We start from the raw sequence: 17,434 nt of genomic DNA, 5'->3' as shown, positions 1-17,434 counted from the left end.
CGCGCGTCGATCGCGGCCTGGAACCCGCCCGCGGCCAGATTCTCGGTCCGCCGGGTCCTGGCAGCACCCCCAGAGAGAGTTTTCCTCTGTTCCAGCGGCGCACACCGCCGATGACCAACCTCTCACCGGCGTTCTCGCACGTCAGAGGGGAGATGGGCCCCCGGCCGGGTTCGAACCGGCGACCTGCCGCTTACAAGGCGGCTGCTCTGGCCAACTGAGCTACAGGGGCGCGACGACGGGGCCGTCGCGCACACAATACCGCCGCCGGGTCGCGGGGCGTATCTCCTTGATGGGCCGGTCGGATCGATCTAGAGGAGGGGCGTGGCCTGTGCGGCGCGGCGGGAAGCGGCACCGTCCGGAGAACGTTCGCGGGGCGGGACGCGGTGGCCGTGCCGGCGGCATCCCATCAGGGTGGTCAGGTATGTGCCGCTTTTGCGGTGTTCTGCGTTGCGCTCTCCCGGTGGCGGCATTGGATGTCGGCACTTTCGGATTTTCGGGTCAGCAGGGCCGTTTTTTCGTGGCGCGGCGGCCTTTGCTCTGCACGCTCGGGCTTTTGTGGCGATCGACCGGTTGCAGAGGGTGAAAGTCCCAGGTTGCGGGCTGGGATGCGCAAGGGGTGATGTCGGTAAAGCGTGTGCGGAGGGTGATGGGCGAGTTCTAGTCTTCTGCTCCCGGGCCCTGTCCCAGCGGCGGTCCGGGGCTGCGGTCGGTCCCGATCGTCCGTTTTAGCTGCGCGTTGATCTCGGCGCCGACCAACGGAGCATTCCGGATGGAATCGCAATGATTCAGGATGGACCGGGGTTGCTCCCGGGCAATGTTGACCTTGCTGTGGCGACTTTTTCTTGCATTCTCGCGAACTGGCCACTACCCGCCATCATTCTTTGATCTCATAGTGATGCAATCACTACACAGGGTCATGATGAGTCAGGGGAGGGCCGGATGGTCTGGGACTCAGGGCCGCCCGAGCGCCGGGGGAGCGGCCGCGTCCGGCAGAAGCAGGCGAGGCGCTACGCGGCGCTGGCGCAGGACGAGCGGTTCCGGCTGCTGCGCTCCAGGTTCCGGTGGCTGGCGGTGTCGATCGTCTCCACGTTCCTGGGCTGGTACCTGCTGTACGTCCTGCTGTCGGCGTTCGCGCGCGGCCTGATGGGGCAGCGGGTGCTCGGCAACATCAACGTGGGGCTGATCCTCGGCGTCCTGCAGTTCGTGTCGACGTTCCTGCTGGCGTGGGCCTACACGTCCTACGCCCGCAAGATCCTCGACCCGCTGGCGCGGGAGCTGCGGGAGGAGGCCGAGCAGGCCGCGGGCGTCCCGTTCGCGCGCCGGGCGGTGCACGACGCGGCCGAGGGCGCCGTCGAGGGGGCGCGGGCGCGGCCCGGTTCCGGCGCGCCGGCCGGGCACGAGTCCGGTGCCGTGGCCGAGCAGCGCGCCCGCGAGGGCTGGTCCGGCGCCGTGCGCCCGGACCCGGGATGGCTGCGGTGAGCGCGGCCGTGGCGCCGGCCGGCGCCCTGGCCGGATCCGCCGCCGAGTCCATGGGGGGACGCGTGCTCACGTTCGCGATGTTCGTGGTGTTCATCGGGATCACCCTCGCCATCACCATCTGGGCGCGGGTCAACACCAAGAGCGCCGACGACTTCTACGCGGGCGGCCGCGTCTTCTCCGGCCCGCAGAACGGCATCGCGCTCGCCGGCGACTACATGTCGGCCGCCTCGTTCCTCGGCATCGCGGGCATCATCGCGCTGTCGGGCTACGACGGCTTCCTGTACTCGATCGGCTTCCTCGTCGCGTGGCTGCTCACGCTGCTGCTCGTCGAGCTGATGCGCAACGCCGGCCGGTTCACCATGGCGGACGTGCTGTCCTACCGGATGCGCCAGCCCCCGGTCCGGTCCGCGGCCGCGGTGTCCACCGTCACGGTCTCGGTGTTCTACCTGCTCGCCCAGATGGTGGGCGCGGGCGCGCTGGTCGGCCTGCTGCTCGGCATCCACCCCGGCGAGACCTTCCTCGGCATGTCGGCCGGCACCGCCAAGACGGTGACGATCATCGCGGTCGGCGCCCTCATGATCGTGTACGTCATGTTCGGCGGCATGAAGGGCACCACCTGGGTCCAGATCGTCAAGGCGGTGCTGCTCCTCGGCGGCGCCGCCGTGCTGACGGTGCTCGTCCTCGCCAAGTTCGGCTTCAACCTGAGCGCGCTCCTCGGCTCCGCAGCCGACGCGAGCGGCAAGGACCAGGCGTTCCTGGAGCCGGGCCTGAAGTACGGCAAGGAGATCGCCGGCGACCCCGGGCAGACCCTGGTCAACAAGCTGGACTTCATCAGCCTGGCGCTCGCCCTCGTCCTCGGCACCGCGGGCCTGCCGCACATCGTCACCCGGTTCTTCACCGTGCCGGACGCCCGCGCGGCCCGCACGTCGGTGAACTGGGCGATCGGCCTGGTCGGCGTCTTCTACCTGATGACGCTCGCGCTCGGCTTCGGCGCGACGGCGCTGGTCGGGCGCGCCGCGATCGTCGCGCAGGACCCGGCCGGCAACACCGCCGCGCCGCAGCTCGCGCAGGCCGTGGGCGAGTTCGTCGGGGGCCGCGTCGGCGGGGAGATCCTGCTGGCGTTCATCGCCGCCGTCGCGTTCGCCACCATCCTGGCGGTGGTGTCCGGGCTGGTGCTGGCGTCCTCGACGTCGCTCGCGCACGACTTCTTCGGGCACGTCCTGATGCTCGGCCGGCCGCGCGAGTCGCAGGAGGTCGCGGTGGCGCGCTTCTCGGCGCTGTTCATCGGCACCCTCGCGGTGATCCTCGCAGTGATCGCCAAGAACATGAACGTGGCGTTCCTGGTGGCGCTGGCGTTCGCGATGGCGGCCGCGGCGAACCTCCCGGCGATCGTGCTGTCGCTGTTCTGGAAGCGCTTCAACACCGCGGGCGTCGTCGCCGGCATCTACGGCGGCCTGCTCAGCTCGCTCGTCCTGGTGTTCTTCTCCCCGGTGGTGTCGGGCAAGGTCGACCCGGTGACCGGCGCGAGCCTGTCGCTGTTCCCGGCCGGCGTCGACTTCCACTGGTTCCCGATGGAGAACCCGGGCCTGGTGTCGATCCCGTTCGGCTTCCTGTGCGCCGTGCTCGGCACGCTGTTCGGCCGCGAGAAGGCCGACGACGAGCGCTACGACGACCTGTCGGTCCGCTCCCTGACGGGCGCCGGCTCGGTCTGACCGGCGACCGGGCCGCCCCGCCGCAAGGCCCCTTCCCACCGCACGGGAAGGGGCCTTCGCGCGTCGCGGTAAGGCCCCTGCGTCCCCCACGTGAAGACACCTCCGCACCAGCGGCGGGCAAGCCCTGCACACCCCGCGGGAAGGAGCCTTGCGCCACCGGCGGGCAAGCCCTACGCACACCGCCGCGCGAGCCCTGCGCACGCTCCGGGGGAGGCCTTCGCGCCATCGCCGGAAGCTCTGCGCGTATCGCCGGGGAGCCTCGCGCGCGTTCTGGGGGCGGGGTTTCGCGCCACCGCCAGGAATGCTCTGCGCACACCGCTGGGCGAGCCTTGCGCGCGTCTCAGGGCGGCCTTCACCCCGCCGGTGGAAAAGCGTGTGCCGCGGGGCGAGCCCTGCGCGCGCTTCGAGGCGGGCTTTCGCGATGCCGCCCCGGCGGGCATTGCGTGCGCTCAGGGGGAGGGGCTTTGGGGGCCTGCGGGGTGGGGTCTTTGGGTCCCTTGGTGAGGGGCTTGGGCTCACCGTCGGGACGGTCTTCGTGCTGGTGGCAGTGGTCGCTTACGTGGCCCGGCTAACATCCGAACCGGCCGGAAGTTACCTGCCGGTACGGCATTCTTGTCGCCATGAAGTCCAAACCCCTGCTCGCGCTGGCCGGTGCGGTCGGCGGCACGATCCTGGCCACCGCGGGCGTCGCGGCCTTCCTCGCCGCGAACGGCGACGACGGCGCGACCCCGGTCGCGAGCGCCCGCTCCCAGCAGGACACCAAGCAGATCGCCGCCGCCCTGCGCGCCGCGGGCGCGGACTCCTGCGACGCCGACGCCACCCGCGTCGAGTGCCGCTACGAGGGCCGCTACGTGGCGGCCACCGTCGTCACCGCCGACATGGGCCTCACGATGGAGACCGCCGTGCAGAGCTGGCGCACCGGCGTCGGCCAGAGCGCCCTCGGCGATGACGCGGCCTTCGCACTGCTGCAAGGCCCGAACTGGCTCGTCACGGGACCGGACGGGCTGGTGGACGGCGTCCGCCCGAAGCTCGGCGGCTCCCTCCTGCACTGCGACCGCCCTTACGGCACCTGCAAGTAGCCCCCTAACCTCCGGCGTTCACCGGAGGTGGTGGTGGTACGGGTGGGCGAGGGCGGGAAGATGATCCGCGCTGTCCCAGAGCGTGCCCGAATGCGTCGAGTGCCCGAGGGGGATCCGGATGGCGTGGCAGAATGACTTTTCGCGCCTCGCGGGTCGGTCGAGGTGCGACCGGGGATCTGGGCCGTCGGCGCAGCTGATGCGGCGGTTCGTCCGGTCCCCGGGCCACGGCCGACTGCCGGGAGGAGGTGCGGCGGCGTGACCCCTGCGCGTCCCCGCCGTGCCCGCCTCCTGCCGTCGTTCGGTACTCGCACCGCCGCGTCCCTCACGGCCTTGACCCTCGCCGCCGCCGTCGCCGTTCCCGCCGCGCTGGTGCCCGAGGACGGCCCCGGGCACCGCGAGCAGACCGTTCGCGGCACCGCCGCGGGCGCGCTGCTGGCCGCCCGCACCGACCAGATCCGCGCCCGCGAGTGGTACCTGAACTCGCTGCGGGTGTCGCGCGCCTGGAAGTGGTCCAAGGGAGCGGACATCACGGTCGCCGTCCTCGACACCGGCGTCGACCAGCGCCACCCCGACCTGTCCGGCCGGGTCGTCGCGGGGCCGGACCTCACCGGCGGTACCCGGCGCCCCGGCGGCAAGTACTGGGGCAAGCACGGCACGTCGATGGCCAGCATCATCGCCGGGCACGGGCACGGAGCCGGCCTGCAGCAGGGCGTGCTGGGCATCGCCCCGCAGAGCCGGATCCTGTCGATCCGGGTCACCTGGGAGAACGACGACCCGATGCGGCGGAACGGCACCGACCTCGGCCGCAGCCGGGACGCCGTCGCCACGGGCATCCGCTACGCCGTGGACCACGGCGCCGGCGTCATCAACATGTCGCTCGGCGGCGGCCAGCAGTTCTACAACGGCAACACCGTCGAGGAGAAGGCGATCCGCTACGCCCTCGACCACGGCGTGGTGCTGATCGCGTCCGCCGGCAACGACGGCGCGACCGCCAACCGCAAGAACTTCCCCGCGGCCTACCCCGGGGTGATCGCCGTCGCGGCCCTCGACCAGAAGGGCCGCGTCTGGAAGGACAGCAACCGCCGGCCCTACGTCGCGGTGTGCGCGCCGGGCGTGGACATCGTCAGCGCGGACACCGGCAGCGGCTACGTCGTCGGCACCGGCACCAGCCCGTCGTCGGCGCTGGTGGCCGGGGTCGCCGCGCTGATCCGGTCGCGCTACCCCAAGCTCACGCCCGACCAGGTGCGGCAGGCGCTGGTGCTCGGGTCGCCGGCGCGGGCCGGGCGGCCGACGGGCCTCACCAACTGCGCGGGCTCGCTCGACGCGTCCAGCGCCCTGACGGCCGCCGCCCGCATCAACCGCTCGTCCCACGGTGCGGTGGCGACGCCGAAGTCCGCCGCCCAGGAGCAGCAGCCGAAGCCGGTGGCCGCCGAACCGTCCCACGGCTCGGAGAATCTCATCCTCGGCATCCTCGCGGCCGGCGCGACCGTCGTGCTGCTCAGCCTGCTGATGGGCTGGCGGCAGCGCGGGCGCCCGAGCTCCGACGACGGCGACGACTTCGACGGTCCGGGCGGCTCGGACGGTCCGGGCGAGCCGCAGGCGGAGCCCGCCCGCGCCGCGCACGACGAGGAAACGGCCTACGAGACCGCCGCGCACCGCTCGGGCGGCGGCACCGCTGTCGCCACGCACCCGCCCGCCGCGCGGATCGCCGACGATCCGATCTGGCAGAGCACCGACTCCCCGACGATCACTCGCCGCGACCGCCTGCCCGCCACCGGCCACGGCGACCTGCTGCCCGCCTCGACCCCCGGCGTCACCCCTGGCGACCCGCTCCCGGTGCCGCCTCTCGCAGGCCCCGCCCCGACGGACGACGCGGACGCCGTGCGCAACGTGCACGGCGAGGTCCACGCGACGCTCGCGGAACGACAGACGCCCGGCTCTGGAGACGCGGCCGCGGAGCGCGACGTCACCTCAGCGGCGGACGGTCTCCCAACCCCGCCCGCCGGAGACGCGCGCCCGTCCGGCGGATCCGCAGGCGGCCCTCGCCCGCCTCGCGAAGAGCTTCCCGCCGAGGACGAGTTCTCCTTCGACGACGCCGAATGGGAGCGGTTCCGCCTGAGCGCCATGGAACCGCAGGAAGCCGTAGACACCACCGCCTCCGCCGAAACCGAAGTGCAGCGGTCCGGAGAACAGCGGTCCGGAGAACGGCGGGCCGAGGCGCAGCAGGCCGAGGCGCAGGAAGCTGGAGATCCGCAGGCCGAGGTGCAGCGATCCGGAGAACGGCGGACCGGAGAGCTGCAGGCTGAGGAGCAGCGGGCCGAGGAGATGGAATTGCCTGCTGAGGCGGTTCCCCCGGACCTCGATCCGCCCGTGACCGTCCGGCTTGATGGATCACCGGCCGCCGTTCCGCCGGATGGTCCGCCTGCGGGCGTCCAGCTCGATGGTCCGCCGACCGCTGGTGGGCGAGCGGATGATCCGCCGCCCGCTGTTCGCCCGGGTGGACCGGCTGCGGACTTGCAGGTTGATGGTCCGCCGACTGCTGTTCCGCCGGGCGGTCCGGCTGCGGGCGGGCAGGTCGAGGATCGGCCTGCGGACGGCGTTTCGCCGGTGTCGGCGCCGGACTCCGGCGAGCGCCGGGCTGGTGATGGCGTATCCGCTGAGCGCCGCGATGATGAGGACGATTACCGGCCCCCGTGGTGGTGAGGGGACGGGCTTCCACCGTTGATCTCCGTTGCCCTCGTTGGACGGAAGGGGCATGCGGGGGTTATGGCCGCTGGGCTGGTGATGGCTTGCCCGGCGAGCGCCGTGATGGTGGGGACGACTAACGGGCTTCTTGGCGGGACGTTCGCCGGTTGATCTGCCGGTGTCCTTGTTCGGTGGGGGAGGCGTCCGGGAGTCGCGGCCGCCGGGCTGGCGATGGGATCCGTTGAGTGTCGTGATGTCAAGGATGACTACTGGCCTCCGTGATGGTGAGAGCGGGCGTTCGCCGTTGATCTGCCGTTGCCCTCGTTCGTTGGAGGAGGCATGTGGTCGCCGGAGTGGCGAGGGGGTGTTCTGTGGGCGTCGCGATGTTGGGGACGGTTACCGGTGTCCGTGGTGGTGAGGGGGCGGGCGTTCGCTGGCGGGCTCGTTCGGTGGGGGAGGCGTGCGGTGACCGGGCGGAAGGGCGAGGCGTTCGCGGTGGTAGCGGGGCTCGGTGAGTTCGGGTCCTCGGGCTGTGGTGGTTTTCACGGTGCCGTCCGATCGCCAGCCGGTGTTCTCGTAGAAGAGCCGGGCCTTCGTGCTGGTGTTCAGGACCCAGAGGGTGACCTGCGTGTAGCCGGCGGTCGTCAGGTTGTCGAGGGCCTTCGCTATGGGGGCGCGGCCGAGTCCTGAGCCCTGCGCTTCGGGCTCCAGGTAGAGGGCTGCGACCTCGGCGACGGTCGCGGGGTCGGCGTCCTTGTCGCGGGTCGGGCCGAAGGGGGCGAAGCCGGTGAGGCGGCCGTCGGTCTCGGCGACCAGGACGCCGCGGACGGGCCAGGACGACGCTGCGATCCGGTGTTCCCAGAGGGGGCGGCGTTCGTCGGCGCTCAACCGGTCGAGGTGGTCCTGGGGGATCGATCCGCGGTAGGCGGACTGCCAGGAGCGGACGTGGACGGTGGCGATGCCCGCGGCGTCGGCCGGCTCTGCCCGGCGGATGGTCATGGGGCGCGGCGGCCAAGAGGGTTCAGGTGTCCGTCGGCGGGTCGGCGCGGGCCTCTTGGAAGATCTTGTCGACGTTCACGTCGTGGTCCATGGGGCTGTGGGCGGCGCGGTTGGTGAAGCGGGTCAGCAGCTCGGCGAAGACCGTCCGCTCCTCGCGCGTCCAATCCGACATGAGCTCGGCGAGGTAGGCGCGGCGGAACCGGTCGGCGACCTGCTTGACGCGGAGGCCGGCCTCGGTGAGGCCGAGGTTGGCGCGGCGCGCGTCGAGGGGGGACGGGCGGCGGGAGACGAGTCCGGCGTCGATGGCGTGGCCGACCAGGCGGCTGGCGGTGGACGGGTCGATCTCCAGCCGCTCCGCGACGGCGCCGACGGTGACCTCGCCGGCGGGCTCGCGGTTCGCGCATTCCAGGGACAGGCCGCCCACCACGTGGACCACCATGAGGTTGGACAGCTGCAGGGGGCGGCCGCCGGGGCCGGCGGACGTCTGGGCGCGGATCCGTTTCACCAGGTCGGGCTTGCCCCAGACGCGGCGCAGGTGGAACAGGGCCAGGGAGATGTCGGCGAGGGCCTGGTCGGGGAGCCCGGCCGGTCCGTCGCCGGGGACCGGCCCCGCCGGGGAGGTGTCCGCCGCCATTCGTGGCACCCCATTTCAGTCGGCTGTCTCGGATACCGGACGATTCAGATGTATGCTACATGTTTTCACGGTCTTCCTGGGGGCCGCGCCGGGTTCGGACACGGGCCGCGGTGATGCCCTCCGGTGTGATCGACTGAACCGGTCCTGCCGTTCCCCGCGAACCACCGGTGGGAGCCGGTGTGGACGCGTAGCATGGCAGCGGCCGAACCCGGACAGCCCGGGATTAGTGACCACAGAGGGGATCCCGCGCCGGTGGTGACCACCCGGGCAGGGAGCCCGATCAGGACGGCAGCATGAACGACGGCTCAGCCCTGGAACCGACCGACGCCGACGCGGAGGACGAGCACGCCTTCCCCGCCGGTCTCCTCTCCGACCGCGACCGCCGGATCCTCGCCTTCGAGCGGAAGTGGTGGAAGTACGCCGGCGCCAAGGAGCAGGCGATCCGCGAGACGTTCGACATGTCGGCGACGCGGTACTACCAGCTCCTCAACATCGTGATCGACCGCCCCGAGGCGCTGGAGCACGATCCGATGCTGGTGAAGCGCCTCCGCCGGATGCGGACGCAGCGGCAGCGGCAGCGCGCCGCGCGTCGCCTCGGCATCCGGCCCTGAGTGCCCAAGACTGGTCGGGTGAACTCTCCCCGCCCGCGTACGGCCGCCGGAACCGACGGCCTCGACGCGATCCGCAACGCCCCCGCCGGCGCCGTGCTCGGCTTCGACTTCGACGGCACCCTCGCGCCGATCGTCGACGACCCGGCCGCGGCGCGGGCCCACCCGCGCGCCGCGGCCGCCCTCGCCCGCCTCGCCCCGCACGTGGGCGCCCTCGTCATCATCACCGGCCGGCCCGCCGCCGTCGCGGTCGAGTACGGCGGGTTCGGGGACATCGACGGCCTGGTCGTCCTCGGCCAGTACGGCCTGGAGCGGTGGGAGTCCGGCGAGCTCACCGCGCCCGCGCCGCCGCCGGGCGTCGCCGAGGCCCGCGCCAAGCTGCCGCAGATCCTCGCGGCGGCGGGCGCCCCCGCCGAGGTCTTCGTCGAGGACAAGGGGCAGGCGCTCGCCGTGCACACCCGGCGCGCCGCCGAGCCGCAGGTCGCCCTGGACCGGCTGCGCGGTCTCATGGACGCCCTCGCCGAGCGGACCGGGCTGGTGGTCGAGCCCGGCCGCTTCGTCCTGGAGCTCCGCCCGCCCGGCATGGACAAGGGCCGGGCGCTCCGCGGCTTCCTCGACGGGGGCGCCGGGGCGCCGTCGGCCGTCCTGTTCGCCGGCGACGACCTCGGCGACCTCGCCGCGTTCGACGCCGTCGACGGCCTGCGCGCGGACGGCGTGCCCGGGGTGAAGGTCTGCAGCGGATCGGTCGAGGTCACCGCTCTCGCGGAGCGGGCGGACCTCATCGTGGACGGGCCGGAGGGAGTGGTGGACTTCCTGGACGGCCTCACCGGCGCCATCGAGGCCGCGGCCGGTTCCGCCGGGGAGGGCGAGGGCGCGTAATCCCGGCGGGCGCGGACGCGGTCGCGCCGCCGGGGTGCCGCGGCGGCGCGGTGCGCACTGTCGTGCCGTCGAGCACTGTTCTGCTGTCAAGAAACGGGCGCCACCTGCGGTGCCGTTCTTCAAGCGTGCCCGCCGGGAGGACGTCGCACCAGGCTTTCCCCAGCCTGTGGATAACTTCGCGCGAGCTCCACGTGAAGGCCGTGCGAACGATGTGAGGCGCGTGACGGACGGGGCGCCTGTGAACCTCGGACCCAATTGCGGCAAAATGTGATGGTTTGTTGCGTCGGATTGCGATGCGCGCACGGGGCAGTGGGGAGCGATGACGGTGAACGAGCAGCCTGGAATGCCGCGGCGACCTGGGGACGGGCCGTGGAACGCGCCCGCGCCGCCGACGGTGCACGACACCAGCGGCGTGCAGGTGCGCATCGGGTCGCGCAGCGATCGGCACCGCGCCCGCAGGGAGCAGGAGCGGCAGGGCGGCGGCGGGCGGCGCCTCGGCCTGATCCTCGGCGGCGTGTCGATCGCGGTGGCGGCCGCGGTCGCGGTCGGCGTGCTGCTCATGATGCCGGGAGGCGACGACGGGGGCGTCGCGCCGAGCGGGCCGGCGGGGGCCTCGACGGGCGGTACGGGCGCGATGCCGAAGACGGGCTCGCCCGTGGACGTCGCGACGGCCGACGGGTCGAAGTACCGGATCGCAGCCGTGGGCGCCGGCTCCGGGGCCGGGGTGTCCACCCAACAGGCGGGGGCCGCCGGGGGATCGAAGGTCGCCTACATCGAGTACGTGCTGAGCAACCCCTCCCAGCAGAAGGTGCTCCTGGACTTCCCCGGCGACGTGTTCGTGAAGCGGGACATGGTCGGTGCGAGCGCGCGCGGCCGGTGCATGTGGCAGGCGGGCGTGCCCGAGGACATGTGCACGCCGCCGACCAGCAGCGACGTCGTCCGCAAGCTGAAGGGCGGGGACCTGGTCGCGGGCGACGGCGGCGACAAGTACATGCCGCCCGGATCGTCCTTCCTGGTGCGCGCCACCGTCGGGGTGCCGGTCGACCGGCGGCTCGGGCGGAACGACCTGCGCCTGTACATCTGGAAGAAGCTCTACGTGCCCGACCAGTACGCGCGGCTGGCGGCCTTCCCGGGCTGAGCCCGGCCCATGAACGACGCGACGCCGCGACCGGAGGGCGATCCGGTCGCGGCGTCGCCGCTGGGAGTCACTCGGCTTCGGGGTCGTCGGCGAGGATCCCGTACAGGCGCCGGCGGGCGTCGTTGACGACGTCCAGGGCCCGCGCCTGCTGGGCCTCGCTGCCGACCGCCATGACCTGGTGCAGGGCGCCCATCAGCTGGCCGATGGCCTCGCGCCCGCGCACCGCGCTCGCGCCGGCGGCCTCGGTGACCTCCTCCCAGGGGGCGGTGGCCTGGGCCGACGCCTCGGCGCGGCCGGTGTCGGTGAGCGAGAACAGGCGCTTGCCGCCCTGCTCCTCGCTGCTGACCAGGCCCTCGTCCTCCAGCATCTGCAGCGTCGGGTAGACCGAGCCGGGGCTCGGGCGCCAGACGCCGCCGGTGCGCTCGTCGAGTTCCTGGATCATCTCGTAGCCGTGCATGGGCCGCTCGGCGAGCAGCGCCAGCAGCGCGGCGCGGACGTTGCCGCGGCGGGCGCGGCCCCGTCCCCGGCCGCCGCCCCGACCGCGCGGGCCGGGACCGGGGCCGAACGGGCCGAAGCCGGGCCCGAAGTCCGGGCCGAAGCCGGGGCCTCCGCGCGGTCCGCGGCGACCGCGGGCCTCGGTGTCGGAAAAGTGGTGGTGGTGGCGCATGGTGCGCTCCTCTCGTTGTCGATACGTTAACGATATATCGAGATTGCTCGCGATGCAACTTCGGCCAGCCGATCGAGCTGGGCGCGCTGGCCCGCGAGGTCCAGGGCGCCCAGCCGCATGACGAAGTGGCGGGCGCCCGCGGCGGCGTAAGCGGCGAGCCGCGCGGCCACTTCGCCGGCGTCGCCGGTCACGACGGCCTGGATCTTCTCCAGCTCCACCAGCGGCATCCCGTAGTTGGCGCGAGCGAAGTCGTCCATGGCGGCACGCCCGCCCCCGTCCACGAGCACGGACAGGAACAGCGCTGGCGTGACCGCGCGGTCGCCGGCCGCCCGGCGTACTTCGGCGAGACCGGCCGCGTAGGTCGACGGTTCGGGCGGGTAGGGAATCCAGCCGTCGTAGAGGCGTCCGGTACGGGCGAGTGCGGCGGGCGTCGCCCCGCCCAGCCAGATCGGCGGACCGCCCTTCTGCGCGGGCGCGGCCATGGCGGGGATCTGGTCGAAGCGCAGGAACTCCCCGTGGAAGGAGGACGGCGCCTCGGCCGTCCACAACTGCCGCCACAGGGCGACCGTCTCGTCCAGCCGCGCGAATCGGCGTTCCCAGGGGACTTCGGAGAGCGTGTAGAGCGGCCTGCCCAGACGCCCGGGGAAACCGGCCCCCACGCCGACCGTCAGCCGCCCGCCCGACAGCAGGTCGAGCGACGTCAGCGCCTGGGCGGTCTGCACGGGACGGCGCAGCACCGGCATCAGCGCGGCCGTGCCGAGCGTCACGCGCTCGGTCCTGGACGCGACCGCCGACAGATAGGTCAGCGGGTCGACGCGGGGAGTCAGCAGGGAGTCGTTGCCCCACAGCGAGTCGAAACCGAGCCGCTCGACGCGCACGCCGAAGTCGATGAGCTCGCGGGGATCGGTCCCCGCCCCCCACTGGGCCTTGCCGATGGGGGCGATGACGCCGAAGCGCAGGTCGTGGTTCATGCCGGGCATCGTGCGGCGGCCGGAGGTATCGCCTCAATTCCCTGGAGGGAATCGCCGGATGTCACCGGGACGCATTACAACTGTGGCCGTGGACTTCTCCCGGACGCTGCGCGACCGCCGGTCGTCGCGGCGGCTCAGCCAGCTGGAACTCGCGGTGCGCGCCGGAACGACCCAGCGGCATGTGAGCTTCCTGGAGAGCGGCCGCTCCGCGCCCCGCCGCGAGATGGTCATCAGGCTCGCCGAATCCCTGGACCTGCCGCTCCGGGAGCGCAACGGCCTGCTGGTGTCGGCGGGCTTCGCCCCCGCCTACCCGCGCACGCCGCTGGACGCCCCCGCGCTCGCGCCCGTCCGCACGGCGCTGCGGCACATCCTCGACGCGCACATGCCCTATCCCGCCATCGTCGTCGACCGGCACGGCGTGCTCGTCGGGGCGAACGCGGGCTTCGCGCTGTTCGAGGAGGGCGCCGCGCCCGAGCTGCTGGAGCCGCCCGTCAACGTCTACCGGCTGGCGCTGCATCCCGAAGGTCTGGCGCCGCGGATCGTGAACCGTGCCGAATGGGCCAGGCACGTCGTGGAGAACCTGCGGGCCGCCGCCCTCCGCGATCCCGACGAGCGGCTGGACCGGCTCGTCGCCGAGCTCGCCCCGTACGCGCCGGACGTCCCGCCGGGGCCGGGGCATCTGGGGTTCGCGGTCCCGCTGCGGCTGCGCGCGGACGGCGGCGAGCTGCGGCTCATGACGACGATCACCACGTTCGCGACCGCCGCCGACGTGACGCTCGCCGAGCTGCGGCTGGAGGCGTTCCTGCCAGCGGACGAGGCGACGGCCGCGCGCCTCGCCCGCCGCGCGGTCACGGGGCCGTCAGCTTGAGGGTGTCCAGGATGCGGGTGGTGAGGTTGCGGCCGTCGTTCTCCTTGACCCGCACCCAGGCGCCGAATTTGCCGGACTTGTCGCGCAGCCCGACCTCGGCGACCTGCGGCGTCCCGGACTTGCAGGCGGTGAAGCGGACGATGGTGCCGGTGAGCTGCTTGTCGGGCGAGGTGTAGTTCTCCGTCGCGCCCTTGGTGCAGCTCGCGTGCGACGCCGCGCTCGGCGGCGGCAGCTTGCCCGCCGCGACGTCGGTGGTGAGGCCGATGAAGACGCCGGGGCTCGTGCCGCTGCCGGGGAAGTTCGCGACGTTCTGCGCGGCGCGCAGCACCGGGCGCGCGGTGGCGTCGGCGAGCCCGACCGACGAGGGCGTCCACGTCGGCGCCGGGCCGAGCGGCCACGCCTTCGGCGCCGCCGCCTTGATCTTCCCGGACTTGTCGGCGACCCGTACGAAGTCGGCGGGCAGCGCCGCCTTCTTCGTGCCGCCGCCATCGTCGTCGCCCTTGTCCAGCAGGGTGCCGATGAGCAGCCCGCCGGCCAGCGCGACGGCGAGGATCACCGCCACGATGATCCACGGCAGCAGGCTGCGCGACGACCCGCCGCCGTGCCGGCCCCGCTTCGAGGCCCCGGACGGCGGCCCGCCCGGCCCGCCAGGCCCACCCGGCCCGCCAGGCCCACCCGGCCCACCAGGCCCACCAGGCCCGCCGGGCGGGGGACCGTCGCCATACTGCTGTTGCCCGTGGAAGACGGCGGTCTTACCGCCCGTCCCGGGCGGCGGCCCGCCGGGACCGCCGTAGGGCCCCTGCTGCGAAGGCCCGCCGCCGGGCCCGGTCGAGATCGAGATCGTCCGCTCGGCGTCGTCCTGGCCCGGCCCCGGCCCCGGCCCAGGTCCAGGCCCCGGTCCCTGCGTGTAACCGGGCCCCTGCCCGGGCCCGCCGTACTGCGCGCCCGGCCCGTCCACGATGGTGGCGTCGCCGCCACCGCCCTGGTACTGCCCCGGCGCCCGCATCTCGGAGGTGCGCGCGTCATCGGGCCGGTTCGCGTCGGGGTGGGTCGGGGTGCGCTCGGGTCGGCGGGGCTGCTCGGGCCCCGGGTAGTACTGGTCGCTCACGGTCGCCTCCAGTGCCGGTGGCGGGTCGTCGTATGCAGGGGCGGTGGTGGGGCGCAGGGTGGCCAGCGCCTCGGCGAACGCCTCGGCGGTGGGCCAGCGCTTCTCGCGCTCGACCTCCAGAGCGCGCAGGATGACCTGGTCGAACGCCGGGGACAGGCCGTCGCGCAGCTCGCTCGGCGCCACCTTGATCGGCGCCGGTCCCGGAGGGCGGCCGGTCAGCATGTGGTAGGTCAGCGCGCCGAGGCCGTACACGTCCGCGCGGACGTCCAGGCCGCCGCCGAAGCGGGCCTGCTCGGGGGACATGTAGCCGGGCGTGCCGACGGGGAGGGTGAAGGCGCCCGACGCGTGCGCGAGCGCCTTGGCCAGCCCGAGGTCGGCGATGAGCAGCTTCTCGCCCCCGCCGCGGGTGGACTGGAACAGCACGTTGGACGGCTTCAGGTCGCGGTGGATGACGCCGAGGGCGTTGATGACCTCGACGCCGTAGGCGATCTCCTCGGCCAGGACCAGCGCCTCGCTGACCGGAAGTGGCCGCTCGCGCATGCGCTCGGCCAGGGTCCCCCGGTCGGCGTAGGACATGACGAAGTAGGGGCGGCCGTCGGGCAGGTCCCCGATGTCGTGCACTCTGACCAGTTTGTCGGAATCGGCGCGGCGGAGGATCCGGGCCTCTTCCAGGAAACGATTGCGCACGTCGAGGTCATCGATGAGACTTCCGGAGAGGACCTTGATGGCCACCTGGGAGTCCAGCGCGTCGTCGTGCCCGAGCCAGACCGAGGCGAACGCCCCGGACCCGAGGACGCGATCGATTCGGTAACGGCCGACAGTCGGTGGGAAGGACACTCCCGTATCATGCCCAACAAACGGGGTGTGTGGGCGAGCGAGCACTGAGGCAGCGGCGATGGCATTCGATGAACGGACCGAAGAGCTGGCCCTCAAGGCGGCCCAGGGCGATCGGAGCGCCCTCAACGAGCTGCTCCGCAAGATCGAACCGGACGTGCTGCGGCACGCGTCGCGCTTCCTGCCCTGCCGGCAGGACGCCGAGGAGGCGTGCCAGGACGCGCTGCTGCAGGTGGCCCGCAACATCCACCGCTTCGAGGGCCGGTCGCGGTTCTCGACCTGGCTGCACGTGGTCGTCGCCAACTCCTCCCGCTCCACCTACCGCTCGCTGAAGCGCCGCTCGGTCGAGCAGGCCGGCGAGCTGCCGCAGCAGCGTCCCGACCCGCGCCGCACCAGCGTCATCGCCGGCTCGCGGGTGGACATCCTGGACGCCATGGAGGACCTGGAGGCGCGCAAGCCCGACCTGATCCAGGCGCTGGTGCTGCGCGACGTGTCGCAGCTGGAGTACGCCGAGATCGCCGAGCAGCTCCAGCTGCCGCTCGGCACGGTCAAGTCGCGGATCCACGAGGCGCGCAAGCAGGTCCGCCAGACGCTCGGCGAGTCCTACACCTGACCCGCGCCGCCGGCCCGCGCCGCGCGCCCGCCGCGCCCCCGGCCCGTTCCACGCGGCGGTCAGATGACGTTCACGGACGGCAATGGGTCGGCAACGGTACGGACACTACGGCGGTGCGGCGGCGCGGTTTCCAGCAGCATCGCCTGCATGGCCACCCACGCTGACCGGCCGATCTTCGTTATCGGCTGCCCCCGCTCGGGCACCACGCTGCTCCAGCTGATGCTGCACTCGCACCCGCGGATCGCGATCCCCGCCGAGACGCGCTTCCTGCTCCCGCTCTACACGCGCAGGTGCGACTTCGGTGACCTGGAGGACAGGGAGAACAGGCGCGCGATCGGCGAGTGGATCACCGGTCGGCGGGAGAGCAAGTTCCACGACCTCGGCCTGGACGCCGCGGCGGTCGTCGAGCGGATCGCCGCGGCGCCGCCGACGGTCGGCTCGCTGGCCGCGACGGTGTTCCGCGCCTACGCCGACCGGTTCGACAAGCCCCGCTGGGGCGACAAGCGGCCGAGCTACTTCAAGCACGTGCCGCTGCTGCTGCGCATGTTCCCCGACGCCCAGTTCGTGCACCTCATCCGGGACGGCCGCGACTGCGTGGCGTCGCTGAAGGAGATGCCCTGGTACAAGCAGGACGTCTACCACGCGGTGTCGGCGTGGCGGGAGGCCATCGACATGGGGCGCCGGCACGCCGCGCGCCTCGGCCCCGACGGCTACTACGAGCTGCAGTACGAGCGGCTCGTCGCCGACCCGGCCGACGAGCTGACCCGGCTCTGCGCCTTCCTCGGCGAGGACTACGACCCGGCGATGGCGGAGCCGCAGTCGATCGCGAGGCTCACCGTCCCGAAGCAGAAGCGCTGGCACGACCGGACGCAGGGCGAGGTCGGTTCGAGCCGCGTCGGGTCGTGGGCGCGGCGGCTGGAGGAGTGGGAGATCGGCCTCGCCGAGACGGCGTTCGGCGACCGGCTGCCCGACCACGGCTACACGCCGAGCGGCGCCGCCCGCGCGACGCCCGCGCAGCTCGCGCGCCTGGCCCGCGCCACCGCCAACCGGCGGATGACCTACCGCAAGGCCGACATGCGCGAGCGGTGGCGCCGCCGGCACGAGCCCAACGCGGTGGAGTGCCTGTTGACCTCCCCTGCGATGAGCAGGGTCTGACGCTC

At 73.0% G+C, this 17,434-nt stretch carries 15 protein-coding genes and 1 tRNA gene; 10 read left to right on the top strand and 6 right to left on the bottom strand.

What is annotated here, in order from left to right:
- Positions 1 to 155: 155 nt before the first annotated feature.
- Positions 156 to 229: transfer RNA gene (locus K1Y72_RS33640), tRNA-Thr, on the bottom strand.
- Positions 230 to 939: 710 nt separating this feature from the next.
- Between K1Y72_RS33640 and K1Y72_RS33635 the strand changes: the two genes are divergently transcribed.
- The 4 genes from K1Y72_RS33635 (at position 940) to K1Y72_RS33620 (ending at position 6,973) form a co-directional block, all read left to right on the top strand.
- Entirely contained in the window at positions 940 to 1,479 is a 540-nt protein-coding gene (locus K1Y72_RS33635) for a DUF485 domain-containing protein (RefSeq protein ID WP_220170576.1), read from the top strand.
- Positions 1,467 to 3,191, top strand: a complete 1,725-nt coding sequence (locus tag K1Y72_RS33630; protein ID WP_220170575.1) for a monocarboxylic acid transporter — start codon at positions 1,467 to 1,469, stop codon at positions 3,189 to 3,191. Before K1Y72_RS33635 ends, K1Y72_RS33630 begins: the two co-directional genes overlap by 13 nt.
- A gap of 620 nt (positions 3,192 to 3,811) precedes the next feature.
- Positions 3,812 to 4,270, top strand: coding sequence for a hypothetical protein (locus tag K1Y72_RS33625; RefSeq protein WP_220170574.1), 459 nt, complete (start codon positions 3,812 to 3,814; stop codon positions 4,268 to 4,270).
- 255 nt (positions 4,271 to 4,525) lie between these two features.
- Entirely contained in the window at positions 4,526 to 6,973 is a 2,448-nt protein-coding gene (locus tag K1Y72_RS33620) for a S8 family serine peptidase (protein WP_220170573.1), read from the top strand.
- Positions 6,974 to 7,351: 378 nt separating this feature from the next.
- Here K1Y72_RS33620 and K1Y72_RS33615 read toward each other — a convergent pair whose 3' ends face one another.
- Both K1Y72_RS33615 and K1Y72_RS33610 read right to left on the bottom strand, forming a co-directional pair.
- Positions 7,352 to 7,954 carry a GNAT family N-acetyltransferase gene (locus tag K1Y72_RS33615; RefSeq protein WP_220170572.1) on the bottom strand — a complete coding sequence of 201 codons (603 nt, stop codon included), beginning with the start codon at positions 7,952 to 7,954 and terminating at the stop codon, positions 7,352 to 7,354.
- A 22-nt stretch (positions 7,955 to 7,976) separates the two neighbouring features.
- Complete coding sequence (locus K1Y72_RS33610) at positions 7,977 to 8,588, bottom strand: MarR family winged helix-turn-helix transcriptional regulator (RefSeq protein WP_220170571.1); 612 nt, start codon at positions 8,586 to 8,588, stop codon at positions 7,977 to 7,979.
- Between the two features lie 293 nt (positions 8,589 to 8,881).
- On the opposite strand from K1Y72_RS33610, the gene K1Y72_RS33605 reads away from it, so the two are divergent.
- The 3 genes from K1Y72_RS33605 to K1Y72_RS33595 all read left to right on the top strand — a co-directional run bounded on the left by K1Y72_RS33605 (position 8,882) and on the right by K1Y72_RS33595 (position 11,213).
- Entirely contained in the window at positions 8,882 to 9,199 is a 318-nt protein-coding gene (locus K1Y72_RS33605; RefSeq protein WP_220170570.1) for a DUF3263 domain-containing protein, read from the top strand.
- 18 nt (positions 9,200 to 9,217) lie between these two features.
- On the top strand, positions 9,218 to 10,075 hold the full coding sequence (otsB, locus tag K1Y72_RS33600) for a trehalose-phosphatase (protein WP_220170569.1): 858 nt from the start codon (positions 9,218 to 9,220) through the stop codon (positions 10,073 to 10,075).
- A gap of 343 nt (positions 10,076 to 10,418) precedes the next feature.
- Entirely contained in the window at positions 10,419 to 11,213 is a 795-nt protein-coding gene (locus K1Y72_RS33595; RefSeq protein WP_220170568.1) for a hypothetical protein, read from the top strand.
- A gap of 67 nt (positions 11,214 to 11,280) precedes the next feature.
- Here K1Y72_RS33595 and K1Y72_RS33590 read toward each other — a convergent pair whose 3' ends face one another.
- Positions 11,281 to 11,880 carry a PadR family transcriptional regulator gene (locus K1Y72_RS33590; RefSeq protein ID WP_220170567.1) on the bottom strand — a complete coding sequence of 200 codons (600 nt, stop codon included), beginning with the start codon at positions 11,878 to 11,880 and terminating at the stop codon, positions 11,281 to 11,283.
- Between the two features lie 26 nt (positions 11,881 to 11,906).
- Positions 11,907 to 12,851 (bottom strand): LLM class flavin-dependent oxidoreductase, encoded by a 945-nt coding sequence (locus K1Y72_RS33585; RefSeq protein ID WP_220170566.1) that lies wholly within the window; start codon positions 12,849 to 12,851, stop codon positions 11,907 to 11,909.
- An 88-nt stretch (positions 12,852 to 12,939) separates the two neighbouring features.
- On the opposite strand from K1Y72_RS33585, the gene K1Y72_RS33580 reads away from it, so the two are divergent.
- Entirely contained in the window at positions 12,940 to 13,719 is a 780-nt protein-coding gene (locus tag K1Y72_RS33580; RefSeq protein WP_308287348.1) for a helix-turn-helix transcriptional regulator, read from the top strand.
- On the opposite strand, the gene K1Y72_RS37470 is transcribed toward K1Y72_RS33580, so the two are convergent.
- Complete coding sequence (locus K1Y72_RS37470) at positions 13,700 to 15,664, bottom strand: serine/threonine-protein kinase (RefSeq protein WP_220170564.1); 1,965 nt, start codon at positions 15,662 to 15,664, stop codon at positions 13,700 to 13,702. The genes K1Y72_RS33580 and K1Y72_RS37470 overlap by 20 nt on opposite strands.
- Before the next feature lie 58 nt (positions 15,665 to 15,722).
- Between K1Y72_RS37470 and K1Y72_RS33570 the strand changes: the two genes are divergently transcribed.
- The gene (locus tag K1Y72_RS33570; RefSeq protein ID WP_220170563.1) at positions 15,723 to 16,274 is read left to right on the top strand and encodes an RNA polymerase sigma factor; all 552 of its coding nucleotides are present in this window, start codon (positions 15,723 to 15,725) and stop codon (positions 16,272 to 16,274) included.
- A gap of 147 nt (positions 16,275 to 16,421) precedes the next feature.
- On the top strand, positions 16,422 to 17,429 hold the full coding sequence (locus tag K1Y72_RS33565; RefSeq protein ID WP_220170562.1) for a sulfotransferase family protein: 1,008 nt from the start codon (positions 16,422 to 16,424) through the stop codon (positions 17,427 to 17,429).
- Positions 17,430 to 17,434: the final 5 nt, after the last annotated feature.

Source organism: Actinomadura parmotrematis (genome assembly GCF_019458805.1).
GTDB lineage: Bacteria > Actinomycetota > Actinomycetes > Streptosporangiales > Streptosporangiaceae > Spirillospora > Spirillospora parmotrematis.
The sequence above is the reverse complement of the archived record's forward strand: the minus strand, read 5'-3'. Positions and strand labels throughout refer to the sequence as shown.

Coding starts and splice junctions, on each gene's coding strand:
- K1Y72_RS33635 (WP_220170576.1), top strand. CDS start 940: ATGGTCTGGGACTCAGGGCCGCCCGAGCGCCGGGGGAGCGGCCGCGTC.
- K1Y72_RS33570 (WP_220170563.1), top strand. CDS start 15,723: ATGGCATTCGATGAACGGACCGAAGAGCTGGCCCTCAAGGCGGCCCAG.
- K1Y72_RS33610 (WP_220170571.1), bottom strand. CDS start 8,588: ATGGCGGCGGACACCTCCCCGGCGGGGCCGGTCCCCGGCGACGGACCG.
- K1Y72_RS33590 (WP_220170567.1), bottom strand. CDS start 11,880: ATGCGCCACCACCACCACTTTTCCGACACCGAGGCCCGCGGTCGCCGC.
- K1Y72_RS33625 (WP_220170574.1), top strand. CDS start 3,812: ATGAAGTCCAAACCCCTGCTCGCGCTGGCCGGTGCGGTCGGCGGCACG.
- K1Y72_RS33630 (WP_220170575.1), top strand. CDS start 1,467: ATGGCTGCGGTGAGCGCGGCCGTGGCGCCGGCCGGCGCCCTGGCCGGA.
- K1Y72_RS33605 (WP_220170570.1), top strand. CDS start 8,882: ATGAACGACGGCTCAGCCCTGGAACCGACCGACGCCGACGCGGAGGAC.
- K1Y72_RS33585 (WP_220170566.1), bottom strand. CDS start 12,851: ATGAACCACGACCTGCGCTTCGGCGTCATCGCCCCCATCGGCAAGGCC.
- K1Y72_RS33565 (WP_220170562.1), top strand. CDS start 16,422: ATGGCCACCCACGCTGACCGGCCGATCTTCGTTATCGGCTGCCCCCGC.
- K1Y72_RS33615 (WP_220170572.1), bottom strand. CDS start 7,954: ATGACCATCCGCCGGGCAGAGCCGGCCGACGCCGCGGGCATCGCCACC.
- K1Y72_RS33595 (WP_220170568.1), top strand. CDS start 10,419: ATGCCGCGGCGACCTGGGGACGGGCCGTGGAACGCGCCCGCGCCGCCG.